Source organism: Streptomyces griseobrunneus, from assembly GCF_046713465.1.
GTDB classification, from domain to species: Bacteria; Actinomycetota; Actinomycetes; order Streptomycetales; family Streptomycetaceae; genus Streptomyces; species Streptomyces microflavus.
On the sequence record NZ_CP177080.1, the window covers coordinates 5500431 to 5513155 of the forward strand.

At 68.9% G+C, this 12725-nt stretch carries 11 protein-coding genes; 10 read left to right on the top strand and 1 reads right to left on the bottom strand.

Features of this window, described 5'->3' with window-relative positions; translation table 11 throughout:
- Positions 1-241: 241 nt before the first annotated feature.
- The 3 genes from ACK8N7_RS24945 (at position 242) to clpX (ending at position 3069) form a co-directional block, all read left to right on the top strand.
- Positions 242-847 (top strand): ATP-dependent Clp protease proteolytic subunit, encoded by a 606-nt coding sequence (locus ACK8N7_RS24945; RefSeq protein ID WP_030563671.1) that lies wholly within the window; start codon positions 242-244, stop codon positions 845-847.
- Between the two features lie 79 nt (positions 848-926).
- Positions 927-1610 (top strand): ATP-dependent Clp protease proteolytic subunit, encoded by a 684-nt coding sequence (locus ACK8N7_RS24950; protein ID WP_032753278.1) that lies wholly within the window; start codon positions 927-929, stop codon positions 1608-1610.
- Positions 1611-1767: 157 nt separating this feature from the next.
- Positions 1768-3069, top strand: coding sequence for an ATP-dependent Clp protease ATP-binding subunit ClpX (gene clpX, locus ACK8N7_RS24955; protein WP_015608509.1), 1302 nt, complete (start codon positions 1768-1770; stop codon positions 3067-3069).
- Positions 3070-3141: 72 nt separating this feature from the next.
- Here clpX and ACK8N7_RS24960 read toward each other — a convergent pair whose 3' ends face one another.
- Positions 3142-4182, bottom strand: coding sequence for a hypothetical protein (locus tag ACK8N7_RS24960; protein WP_403208079.1), 1041 nt, complete (start codon positions 4180-4182; stop codon positions 3142-3144).
- Positions 4183-4319: 137 nt separating this feature from the next.
- On the opposite strand from ACK8N7_RS24960, the gene ACK8N7_RS24965 reads away from it, so the two are divergent.
- From ACK8N7_RS24965 to mreD, 7 genes are all read left to right on the top strand, one after another.
- A complete protein-coding gene (locus ACK8N7_RS24965; protein WP_403208081.1) occupies positions 4320-6941 on the top strand; it encodes a valine--tRNA ligase in 2622 nt (873 codons plus the stop codon).
- A gap of 124 nt (positions 6942-7065) precedes the next feature.
- The gene (gene folC, locus ACK8N7_RS24970; protein WP_500444197.1) at positions 7066-8598 is read left to right on the top strand and encodes a bifunctional tetrahydrofolate synthase/dihydrofolate synthase; all 1533 of its coding nucleotides are present in this window, start codon (positions 7066-7068) and stop codon (positions 8596-8598) included.
- An 8-nt stretch (positions 8599-8606) separates the two neighbouring features.
- Positions 8607-8960, top strand: a complete 354-nt coding sequence (locus tag ACK8N7_RS24975; protein WP_403208085.1) for a DUF4233 domain-containing protein — start codon at positions 8607-8609, stop codon at positions 8958-8960.
- A 117-nt stretch (positions 8961-9077) separates the two neighbouring features.
- The gene (gene ndk, locus ACK8N7_RS24980) at positions 9078-9491 is read left to right on the top strand and encodes a nucleoside-diphosphate kinase (RefSeq protein WP_032753273.1); all 414 of its coding nucleotides are present in this window, start codon (positions 9078-9080) and stop codon (positions 9489-9491) included.
- 288 nt (positions 9492-9779) lie between these two features.
- Positions 9780-10799 (top strand): rod shape-determining protein, encoded by a 1020-nt coding sequence (locus tag ACK8N7_RS24985; RefSeq protein ID WP_015608503.1) that lies wholly within the window; start codon positions 9780-9782, stop codon positions 10797-10799.
- A gap of 177 nt (positions 10800-10976) precedes the next feature.
- Positions 10977-12047 (top strand): rod shape-determining protein MreC, encoded by a 1071-nt coding sequence (mreC, locus tag ACK8N7_RS24990; protein WP_099129364.1) that lies wholly within the window; start codon positions 10977-10979, stop codon positions 12045-12047.
- Between the two features lie 11 nt (positions 12048-12058).
- The gene (mreD, locus tag ACK8N7_RS24995; RefSeq protein WP_403208089.1) at positions 12059-12724 is read left to right on the top strand and encodes a rod shape-determining protein MreD; all 666 of its coding nucleotides are present in this window, start codon (positions 12059-12061) and stop codon (positions 12722-12724) included.
- Position 12725 lies beyond the last annotated feature (1 nt).

A 12725-nucleotide genomic window follows, 5' to 3' on the forward strand; every position in this document is an offset into this window, starting at 1 on the left:
CTTCACGCGTCCGGGGCCCGCCGCCGTATTCCGTCGCATCGCTGTGCGGCGCCGGAACCCCTGTGCCCACTGCGGAGCTTGCGCTCCCAGCGAACAGTTGCGGAACCGGGATGGCGTTGTCCCACCTGCGCGTTAGGGTCCATGAAGAGGAAGGGTGGGGGATTCCCTCACCCGCCCGGTACGAAGACGCTGAGACGGCCGGAGCCGTCAGAGACGAGCAGGTGGATACGTGACGAATCTGATGCCCTACGCCGCCGGAGAGCCGTCCCTCGGTGGAGGCCTCGGTGACCAGGTCTACAGCCGACTGCTCGGCGAGCGCATCATCTTCCTCGGTCAGCAGGTCGACGATGACATCGCCAACAAGATCACCGCACAGCTCCTGCTCCTTGCCGCCGACCCGGACAAGGACATCTACCTCTACATCAACAGCCCCGGTGGTTCGGTGACGGCCGGCATGGCGGTCTACGACACCATGCAGTACATCCCGAACGACGTGGTCACCATCGGCATGGGCATGGCGGCCTCGATGGGTCAGTTCCTGCTCACCGGCGGTGCCGCGGGCAAGCGCTTCGCGCTCCCGAACACCGACATCCTCATGCACCAGGGTTCCGCCGGTATCGGCGGAACGGCCTCGGACATCAAGATCCAGGCCCAGTACCTGCTCCGCACCAAGACGCGCATGGCCGAGATCACCGCCCGGCACTCCGGCCAGACCGTCGAGACGATCATCCGCGACGGCGACCGCGACCGCTGGTACACGGCGGAGGAGGCCAAGGACTACGGCCTCATCGACGAGATCATCACGGTCGCGTCGGGCATCCCGGGCGGCGGCGGCACGGGTGCCTGATCCGGTTCCCACCGGACCGGCAGCACCTTCCACACACCTCTCGTACGCCGAGACCCCCAGCCCACAGAACGCCACCAGGATGGTGAACACCCACATGAACAACTTCCCCGGCGCCTCCGCGAGCGGCCTCTACACCGGCCCGCAGGTGGACAACCGCTATGTCGTCCCGCGCTTCGTGGAGCGCACCTCGCAGGGTGTGCGTGAGTACGACCCGTACGCGAAGCTCTTCGAGGAGCGCGTGATCTTCCTGGGCGTCCAGATCGACGATGCCTCGGCCAACGACGTCATGGCGCAGCTGCTCTGCCTGGAGTCGATGGACCCGGACCGCGACATCTCGATCTACATCAACAGCCCCGGCGGCTCGTTCACCGCGCTCACCGCGATCTACGACACGATGCAGTTCGTGAAGCCGGACATCCAGACGGTCTGCATGGGCCAGGCCGCCTCCGCCGCCGCCGTCCTGCTCGCCGCGGGCACGCCGGGCAAGCGCATGGCGCTCCCGCACGCCCGGGTGCTCATCCACCAGCCGTCCTCGCAGACGGGCCGCGAGCAGCTCTCCGACCTGGAGATCGCGGCCAACGAGATCCTCCGCATGCGTACGCAGCTGGAGCAGATGCTGGCCCGGCACTCGACCACCCCGCTGGAGAAGATCAGCGAGGACATCGAGCGCGACAAGATCCTCACGGCCGAGGACGCCCTGGCATACGGGCTCGTCGACCAGATCGTGTCCACCCGCAAGACCACCGCGGGCGCATCGCTCTGACGTCGGTCTTTCCCCTTGGCACATTCCGTTTGCACGGTCTCGGCCGTGTGAACCGTGCCAAGGGGGGCCCGAACGGGGGCCCAGGCAAGGTACCGTCGGATAGAGGCACCAGGAGCCGCTGAACCAGGCGGCCTCCCAGGCGAAGGGGAAGCACCTCGTGGCACGCATCGGTGATGGCGGCGACCTGCTCAAGTGCTCGTTCTGTGGCAAGAGCCAGAAGCAGGTGAAGAAGCTCATCGCGGGACCCGGTGTGTACATCTGCGACGAGTGCATCGATCTCTGCAACGAGATCATCGAGGAGGAGCTCGCGGAGACGAGCGAGGTGCGCTGGGAAGAGCTTCCCAAGCCTCGCGAGATCTACGAGTTCCTGGAGGGGTACGTCGTCGGGCAGGAGCCCGCGAAGAAGGCCCTCTCGGTCGCGGTGTACAACCACTACAAGCGGGTCCAGGCCGGAGAGAACGGCGGCGGCGCCAATCGTGAGGACGCGATCGAGCTCGCCAAGTCGAACATCCTGCTGCTGGGCCCCACGGGTTCCGGCAAGACGCTCCTCGCTCAGACGCTGGCCCGGATGCTCAACGTCCCGTTCGCCATCGCCGACGCGACGGCGCTGACGGAGGCCGGCTATGTCGGCGAGGACGTCGAGAACATCCTGCTCAAGCTGATCCAGGCGGCCGACTACGACGTCAAGAAGGCCGAGACCGGGATCATCTACATCGACGAGATCGACAAGGTCGCCCGCAAGAGCGAGAACCCGTCGATCACCCGCGATGTCTCCGGCGAGGGCGTCCAGCAGGCCCTGCTGAAGATCCTGGAGGGCACCACCGCCTCCGTGCCGCCGCAGGGCGGACGCAAGCACCCGCACCAGGAGTTCATCCAGATCGACACGACGAACGTCCTGTTCATCGTGGGCGGCGCCTTCTCCGGCCTGGAGAAGATCATCGAGTCCCGGGCCGGCGCCAAGGGCATCGGGTTCGGCGCCACGATCCGCTCCAAGCTGGAGATCCAGGCGAGCGACCAGTTCCAGGAGGTCATGCCGGAGGACCTGGTGAAGTTCGGGATGATCCCCGAGTTCATCGGCCGTCTCCCCGTCCTGACCTCCGTCCACAACCTGGACCGCGAGGCGCTGCTCCAGATCCTCATCGAGCCGCGCAACGCCCTGGTCAAGCAGTACCAGCGGCTGTTCGAACTCGACGGTGTGGAGCTGGAGTTCGAGCGCGAGTCGCTGGAGGCCATCGCCGACCAGGCGATCCTGCGCCAGACCGGCGCACGCGGCCTCCGCGCCATCATGGAGGAAGTCCTCCAGTCCGTGATGTACGAGGTCCCGTCCCGCAAGGACGTCGCCCGCGTCGTCATCACGCCGGACGTCGTCCGCAACCACGTCAACCCGACGCTGGTTCCGCGCGAGCCGCGCACGATCGGCAAGAACGACGGCGGCGGCCGCCACGAGAAGTCCGCGTAGCGGCAGCACAGTTACGTACGCCGAAGGGGCGCCCACCGGTCAACCGGCGGGCGCCCCTTCGGGGTTGAGGCGTCAGATCTTGGTGCGCGAGGTGTTGTAGAGCTTGGCGGCGAGGGCGGCCACGTCCTCCTGCGGGATGCCCTTGCCGGTCAGGGCGCCGCCGACGTCCACGGCGACGACCATTCCGACGGTGCTGTAGTCGGCCCAGATGCAGACCGGGGTGATGACCTCTGTCGGTCCCTTCGCGAGGGTGCCGTCGGCCTTCTCGTTGATCGTCTTGATGTCCTGGCACCGCATCAGGGCGCCGTCGAACCCGGTCGGCTTGACGTCCTTGGGGCTGCCGACGAGCGAGACCTTGTTGCCGTTGCTGCTCTCTCTCATCTTCGTCTCGGCGTCGTTGAAGGAGTTGTTGATGACCTTGGCCGGGTCCTCGACCTCGCCCCAGTACCCCTGGAGGAGGAGCATCTTCTGCGTGAGCGGGTTGTCCTTCGAACCGCTCTGGTAATCGGCGCCGGCCTGCTGCGGGTCCTTGACGCCCGCGGCCTCGGCGTCGGACTTCGACTTCCCCGTCAGCGGACCGGACCGGGCCGGCTTGGACGGGTCCTGCTTGTAGTCGTCCACCGCGGCGGCAGGCGTCAGCTTGTAGCCCTTGGTGGAGTCGGCCACATCACTGTTGCTCGCGCCGCCCGCCGCGAAGTACCAGACCCCGGCTCCGATGACCGCGAGCGCCAGCACGGACGCCCCCACGATCAGCCCGGTCTTCTTCTTCGGCTGCTGCGGCGGCTGGGTCCCGTACACCGGCTGGCCGCCGTACGGAGGAGCCGGCGGCTGCTGCCCGTACGGGCCCGGCTGCTGGGGCTGCGGGTAGCCGTAGCCGGGCTGGCCGGGGGGAGGGGTGCCGTAGCCGGGCTGGCCCTGGGGCGGCGCGCCGTACGGGCCCGGCTGCTGCGGCGGGACGCCCGGAGGGGCCTGCTGGGGGTAGCCGTAGCCGGGCTGGCCCTGCGGGGGGCCCTGCGGCGGCGGGCCGCCGTACGGCCCGGGCTGCTGGCCGTACGGTCCGGGCTGGCCCTGCGGCGGCTGCCCACCGTACGGGCCCGGCTGGTTGTAGCTCATTGCGGTGTCCCCTCCAGAATTCTTATGCGTTGCGAACATCCTGACGGAAGCCGCCCTGACATGGGCCATCGGCCCGGACACCGTTACTGAACCAATCCGTTTCAGTGCAGACCTGTGACGGCCCTAAACTGTCCCCCGTGACCGAGAACTCATCGCAGCAGCCAGCCAGCAACCCCGAACTGCCGACCCAGTACGCGCCGGCCGATGTAGAGGGGAAGCTGTACGAGCGCTGGGTAGAGCGTGGTTACTTCGAAGCCGACGAGCACAGCGACAAGCCGCCCTACAGCATCGTCATCCCGCCGCCGAACGTCACCGGCTCCCTCCACCTGGGCCACGCCTTCGAGCACACCCTGATCGACGCCCTCGTCCGCCGGAAGCGGATGCAGGGGTTCGAGGCGCTCTACCAGCCGGGCATGGACCACGCCGGCATCGCCACCCAGAACGTCGTCGAGCGCGAGCTCGGCAAGGAGGGCAAGTCCCGCCACGACCTGGGCCGCGAGGCCTTCGTCGAGCGCGTCTGGCAGTGGAAGGACGAGTCCGGCGGCCAGATCTCCGGCCAGATGCGCCGCCTCGGCGAGGGCGTCGACTGGTCCCGTGAGCGCTTCACCATGGACGAGGGCCTCTCCAAGGCCGTCCAGACCGTCTTCAAGCAGATGTTCGACGACGGGCTGATCTACCGCGCCGAGCGCATCATCAACTGGTGCCCGCGCTGTCTCACCGCGATCTCCGACATCGAGGTCGAGTACCAGGAGGACGACGGCGAGCTCGTCTCCATGACGTACGGGGAGGGTGACGAGACCATCGTCGTCGCCACCACCCGCGCCGAGACGATGCTCGGTGACACCGCCGTCGCCGTCCACCCCGACGACGAGCGCTACCAGCACCTGATCGGCAAGCAGATCAAGCTGCCGCTGACCGACCGTACGATCCCCGTCGTCGCCGACCACCACGTCGACCCCGAGTTCGGCACCGGCGCGGTCAAGGTGACCCCCGCGCACGACCCGAACGACTTCGAGATCGGCAACCGACACGACCTGCCGTTCATCACCGTCCTGGACGAGCGCGCGGTCATCACCGTCCCCGGCCCCTTCGAGGGCCTGGACCGTCTGGAGGCCCGCTCCGCCATCGTCGCCGCCCTGCGCGCCGAGGGCCGGATCGTCGCCGAGAAGCGCCCGTACGTCCACTCCGTCGGCCACTGTTCGCGCTGCAAGACCACCATCGAGCCGCGCCTCTCCCTCCAGTGGTGGGTCAAGGTCGCCCCGCTCGCCGAGGCCGCGGGTGACGCGGTCCGCGACGGCAAGGTCAAGATCCACCCGCAGGAGATGGAGAAGCGGTACTTCGACTGGGTCGACAACCTCCACGACTGGTGCATCTCGCGCCAGCTCTGGTGGGGCCACCGCATCCCCGTCTGGTACGGCCCGAACGGCGAAGTCGTCTGCGTCGGACCGGACGACGAGGCGCCCACCGGAGAGGGCTGGACCCAGGACAGCGATGTCCTGGACACCTGGTTCTCCTCGGGCCTGTGGCCCTTCTCCACCCTCGGCTGGCCCGAACGGACCGACAGCCTCGCGAAGTTCTACCCGAACTCCGTCCTGGTCACGGGTTACGACATCCTCTTCTTCTGGGTCGCCCGGATGATGATGTTCGGCCTGTACGTCAACGACGGCGTCCCGCCGTTCGGCACCATCGTCCTGCACGGCATGGTCCGCGACGAGCACGGCAAGAAGATGTCGAAGTCCTTCGGCAACGTGGTCAACCCGCTGGACTGGATGGACAAGTACGGCTCCGACGCCCTGCGCTTCACCCTCGCGCGCGGCGCCAACCCGGGCACCGACGTCCCGATCGGCGAGGACTGGGTCCAGGGCTCGGCGAAGTTCTCCAACAAGATCTGGAACGCCACCCGCTTCGCCCTGATGAACGGCGCCACGATCGAGGGCGACCTGCCCCCGGTCGAGGAGATGTCGGTCACCGACCGCTGGATCCTGTCCCGGCTCAACCAGACGGTCGCGGACGTCGACGCGTTCTACGACGACTTCCAGTTCGCCAAGATCAGCGAGGCGCTGCGCCACTTCGCCTGGGACGAGGTCTTCGACTGGTACGTCGAGCTCTCCAAGACCACGTTCTTCGCGGGCGGCCGCCCGGCCGAGGTCTCGGGCCGGGTCCTCGGCGAGGTCCTCGACGTGATGCTGCGGCTGCTGCACCCGATCGTCCCGTTCGTCACGGAGGCGCTGTGGACCGCGCTCACCGGGCGTGAGTCGATCGTCATCGCCGAGTGGCCGGGCGACTCCGGCTTCCGCGACGACGCGGCCGAGAAGGAGATCGAGCTCGTCCAGCAGGTCGTCACCGAGGTCCGCCGCTTCCGCAACGACCAGGGCCTCCAGCCCGGCCAGAAGGTCCCGGCGGAGCTGACCCTGACCGGCACGGCGCTCGCCCCGCACGAGGCGGCCATCCGCCAGCTGCTGCGGCTCCAGCCCGCAGGCGACGGCTTCCACGCCACCGCGTCCCTCCCGGTCGCCGGGGCCACCGTCGCGCTGGACCTGTCCGGCACGATCGACGTCCCGGCCGAGCGCAAGCGGCTGACCAAGGACCTGGAGGCGGCGCAGAAGGAGAAGGCGCAGGCCACCGGGAAGCTCGGCAACGAGGCGTTCCTGGCCAAGGCCCCGGACAACGTGGTCGACAAGATCCGCGGTCGCCTCTCCAAGGCCGAGGCCGACATCGAGCGGATCTCCGCCCAGCTGGCGGCCCTCCCCGCGAGCTGATCAGCTGTACGGCGAAGCCCCCGCACCCCCGACCGACCGGGGGAGTGGGGGCTTCGCCGTACCGTCTGCGGGCAGTCTGCCGGGCGCTGCGCGCGATGTCGGTGCCCATCCGTAGACTGGCCCCGTGAGTGAGCCCCGCCCTTCAGACCGGCACGACGCGTCCCAGCCCGACGACACCTTCGAGGAGATCGTCGGCGAAGAGACCCAGCGCGACCCCGACCTGGCGGTGATCGAAGCCGGGAGCCGCACCCTGCGCACCTACGCGGGATCACCCCAGGGCGAAGCGGTCCCCGCCCGACCCACCGACCCCGAGACCGACAAGGCGCTGCGCGCGGTGGAGCAGGAGCTCGCCGGACGCTGGGGCGAGACCAAGCTCGAGCCCTCCGTCACACGCATCGCCGCCCTGATGGACGTGCTCGGCGAGCCGCAGCGCGCCTACCCCTCGATCCACATCACGGGGACCAACGGCAAGACCTCCACGGCCCGCATGATCGAAGCCCTGCTCAACGCGTTCGAGCTGCGCACCGGCCGCTACACCTCGCCGCACGTCCAGTCGATCACCGAGCGGATCAGCCTCGACGGCTCCCCGATCGAGCCCGAGCGCTTCATCGAGACGTACGAGGACATCAAGCCGTACGTCGAGATGGTCGACGCCCAGCAGCCCTACCGGCTCTCCTTCTTCGAGGTGCTCACCGGCATGGCGTACGCGGCCTTCGCCGACGCGCCCGTCGATGTGGCGGTCGTCGAGGTCGGCATGGGCGGCACCTGGGACGCCACCAACGTCATCGACTCCACCGTCGCGGTCGTCACCCCGATCTCGCTGGACCACACCGACCGCCTCGGCACCACACCGGCCGAGATCGCCGGGGAGAAGGCCGGAGTCATCAAGCAGGGCGCCACGGTCATCCTGGCGCAGCAGCCGGTGGACGCCGCGCAGGTGATGCTGAAGAAGGCCGTCGAGGTGGACGCCACCGTGGCCCGCGAGGGCATGGAGTTCGGCATCGTCTCCCGGGAGGTCGCGGTGGGCGGGCAGCTGCTGACGCTGCGCGGCCTGGGCGGCGCGGCCACCGAGTACACCGACATCTTCCTCCCGCTTTACGGGGCCCACCAGGCGCACAACGCCGCGGTGGCGCTCGCCGCCGTCGAGGCGTTCTTCGGTATCGGCGCCGAGCAGGCCCGCTCGCTCGACATCGACGCGATCCGCAAGGCGTTCGCCGCGGTCCTCTCGCCCGGCCGTCTGGAGGTCGTGCGCTCCAGCCCGACCGTCGTCCTGGACGCCGCCCACAACCCGGCGGGCGCCAAGGCCGCGGCGGACGGCATCTCCGAGGCGTTCAGCTTCTCCCGGCTGATCGGCGTGGTCGGCACCAGCGGCGACAAGGACGTGCGCGGGCTCCTGGAAGCCTTTGAGCCGATCTTCGCCGAGGTCGTCGTCACACAGAACTCCACCGAACGCGCGATGGACGCGGACGAGCTGGCCGCCATCGCCGTCGAGGTCTTCGGCGACGACCGGGTCCAGGTCGAACCGCGACTCGACGACGCGCTGGAGGCGGCGATCACGCTGGCCGAGGAGGACGACGAGTACGCGGGCGCCGGAGTCCTGGTGACCGGATCGGTGATCACGGTCGGCGAGGCCCGGCTGCTGTTGGGAAGGGGCTGAGAAGAAGGATGCGTACGCTCTGCGCCTCGACGCTGCTCGGTGAGTTCTTCGTGATCGGCTTCGCCGGACTCGTCGCGATGAAGCTGGACGACGTCTCCATGGCAGCGGTCTGGACGGTCTGCGGCGCCGGGATGGTGCTCTCCCTGCTGCTCTGCGGGATGCTCGGCCGCCCCGGCGGCATCCAGCTCGGCTGGGCGCTCCAGGTCGCGCTGGTCCTCAGCGGCTTCGTGGTCCCGATGATGTTCATCCTCGGCCTGGTCTTCGGCGGGCTGTGGTGGGCCTCGATCCACTACGGCCGCAAGATCGACGAGGCCAAGGCCCGCTGGGCGGCCCAGCAGGAGGCCGGCCAAGCCGCGGCCTGACACTGTTCCCGGCGGCCGAGGCCCAAGGGTGACTCTGGGTGAACCCGGGCGTCGGCCCGTCTCCGTACCCCTGTAATCTCGCCCTCACCGCACCCGTATGCCTGCAAGGAGCCGCACATGACTCAGCGCACCCTCGTCCTGCTCAAGCCCGACGCGGTCCGCCGCGGCCTGATCGGCGAGATCGTCGGCCGGATCGAGCGCAAGGCGGGCTGGCGGATCACCGCGCTGGAGCTGCGCACCCTGGACCAGGACACGCTGGAGCAGCACTACGGGGAGCACAAGGGCCGCCCGTTCTACGAGCCGCTCGTCGAGTTCATGGCCTCCGGCCCGGTCGTCGCCCTGGTGGCCGAAGGCGAGCGGGTGATCGAGGGCGTCCGTGCCCTGGCCGGCCCCACCGACCCGATCGCCGCCGCGCCCGGGTCGATCCGTGGTGACTTCGGCACGATCACCCGGGAGAACCTCATCCACGCCTCGGACTCGCAGGAGTCCGCAGAGCGAGAACTGAAGCTTTTCTTTCCGGGACTTTCCTGACCCGATCGGCCAAACAGCGCTGCCTGCCTGGGGCGACCGAAGTAATTCGGTCGCCCTTCGGCATAGGGTTTGGGATCGCGGGAACGCATCCCTCCGACGTAACGTCACCATGGGTAGGACGGGCACCCGTTCCGCTCACAATGGCGAAGGACCCTCGCGCTGTGTCCGTGCATACGGCACTACGATGGAAGCTTCCACGCCCGCAGCGCCAACCTCGCCTACCAGAACAAGCCATCTTCGCTACCTGGGAAGGCCCGACGCATCCTCATGGGGAACAAGGGGAACTCAATGTCGTTCATCGGCCGTGACATGGCTATCGACCTAGGGACTGCCAACACGCTGGTGTACGTCAGGGGGCGCGGCATCGTTCTGAACGAGCCGTCCGTCGTGGCCATCAACACCAACACCGGCGGGATTCTGGCGGTCGGCTCCGAGGCCAAGAAAATGATCGGCCGCACGCCGGGCAACATCGTCGCCGTGCGGCCCCTGAAGGACGGCGTGATCGCCGACTTCGAGATCACGGAGCGGATGCTCCGCTACTTCATCCTCAAGATCCACAAGCGCCGCTACCTGGCCCGCCCCCGGGTCGTCGTCTGCGTGCCCTCCGGTATCACGGGGGTCGAGCGCCGCGCCGTCATCGAGGCGTCGACGCAGGCCGGCGCGCGCCAGGTGCACATCATCGAGGAGCCCATGGCCGCGGCCATCGGTTCCGGCCTGCCGGTCCACGAGGCCACGGGCAACATGGTCGTCGACATCGGTGGCGGCACCACCGAGGTCGCGGTGATCTCGCTCGGCGGAATCGTCACTGCCCAGTCGATCCGGACCGCCGGTGACGAGCTGGACAACGCGATCATCCAGCACATCAAGAAGGAGTACTCGCTCCTCCTCGGTGAGCGGACCGCCGAACAGATCAAGATCACGATCGGTTCCGCGTTCGACCTGGAGAAGGACGAGCACACCGAGATCCGTGGCCGGGACCTGGTCTCCGGGCTGCCCAAGACGGTCGTCATCTCGGCCGCCGAGGTTCGCAAGGCCATCGAGGAGCCGGTCAACGCGATCGTCGACGCCGTGAAGACGACGCTCGACAAGTGCCCGCCCGAGCTCTCCGGCGACATCATGGACCGCGGCATCGTCCTCACCGGCGGCGGCGCGCTGCTGCGCGGTCTGGACGAGCGGCTGCGCCACGAGACGGGCATGCCGATCCACATCGCCGAGGACCCTCTGGACTCCGTGGCGCTCGGCTCCGGCAAGTGCGTCGAGGAGTTCGAGGCGCTCCAGCAGGTGCTGGACGCCCAGCCCCGCCGGTAGGACGGACGGAACATCACCCGATCCGGCGCGCGGACGCTGCGGCTCCGCCCGCCGGATCGTTGATATAGATCGTTGCTGTACACGTACTGACGCAGAGACGGACACTGACGTAGATACACGTACAGACACGTACACACAGGCACGAACATTCCGACGAGGAAGGCACGGCCGCCGCACGTGAGGGACACACGAGAGAGCCGGCTGCTCCTGGTGCTGCTGATCGCCATCGCATTCGCCCTGATCACGGTGGATATCCGAGGCGGCGAGGAGTCACCGGTGGACGGTGCCCGGCAGGCCGCCGCCACGGTCTTCGGACCGGTGGAGAACGGCGTCGCGGCAGCGGTCGACCCGGTGGGCAACGCCATAGGGGCGGTACGGGACTCCGGCAACCGGCACGACCGGATCTCCGCCCTGGAGCAGGAGAACGCCGCGCTGAAGGCCAAGCTCGGCAGCGACGACCGCACCAACAGCCGCGTCCGCCAGCTCGACGCCATGCTGAAGAACGCGGGCGCCGGACAGTACGGCATCAAGGGCGCCGAGGTCATCGCCATAGGAGCGGCCCAGGGCTTCTCCTGGACGGTCACCATCGACGCCGGCGCCGACGACGGCATCCGCCGCGACATGACCGTACTCAACGGTGAGGGGCTGGTCGGGCGGGTCACCACCGTCGGCCCGAACACCGCGACGGTCCTGCTGGCCAACGACCCGGACTTCACCGTCGGCACCCGGATGGAGAAGACCGACGAGCTCGGCTTCGCCACCGGCCAGGGCTCGCGCCCGCTCTCGGTCCAGTTCCTCAACGGCAAGGCCAAGGTGAAGGCGGGCGACCGGCTCGTCACCTTCGGCTCCAGCAAGGACAAGCCCTTCGTGCCCGGCGTCCCGGTCGGCGAGGTCGTCCGCGTGGACCCCTCGGGCGGCGCACTGACCCGGACCGTCTACGTGAAGCCCTACGTCGGGTTCACCAAGCTCGACATCGTCGGCGTCGTCGTCCAGGCCCCGCGCTCGGACCCGCGCGACACGGTCCTGCCGAAGCAGCCCGTCAAGACCAAGCCCAAGCCCACCCCCACGGTCACCGTCACCGTCCAGCCCAACGGCGACCTCGTCGACGGCTCGGGCAAGGTCGTCGGCAACATCAACGAGAAGCCGGGCGACGGCGAAGCGGCCGGTGACGCGGCAGGCAATCAGCAGGGCAACGCCCAGCAACCGGGCAACCAGCAACCCGACAACACGGCAAACGACCAGGAGTAGGGCTGATCCCCATGCGCATCAACCGGACTCTGCTCTCCATCGCCCTGGTCGTCGTCGCCCTCGTCGTCCAGGTATCCGTCCTCGCCCGTCTCCAGCTCCCCGGCGCCGTCCCGGACCTGCTGCTCCTCACCGTCCTCGGACTCGCCTTCGTGTACGGGCCCGTCAGCGGCTCGCTCATCGGCTTCGGGGCGGGCCTCCTCGCGGACCTCGCACCCCCCGCCGACCACGCCGCCGGGCGCTACGCCCTGGTGCTCTGTGTCATCGGCTACCTCGCGGGCCTGGCCCGGCCGGAGAACGGGCAGCTCAAGTCGGCCTTCGCCCCGATGGCCGTGGTGGTCGCCGCCGCGCTCGGCTCGACCCTGCTCTACGCGGGCGTCGGCGCCCTCGTCGGCGACACGGCCGCCCGCCATGTGGGCCTCGGCAGCCTGCTGTTCACCGCTCTGGTCTACGACCTGCTGCTGGCACCCTTCACCGTGCCGCTGATCATGGCGCTGGCCAGACGCACCGAGAACGACCCGCTCTCCGAGGCATCCTCCGGCGGGAACGACGTGGCCGCGGGCTGGCTGGCCTCGGGCACCGGGCTGCGCATCGGCAGCCAGCGCGGCGGACTGCGCGTCAAGGCCGCCCGCAACCGCGCCGCCCGCGCGGGACGCATCAAGGGGGTCAAGCGACTGTGAA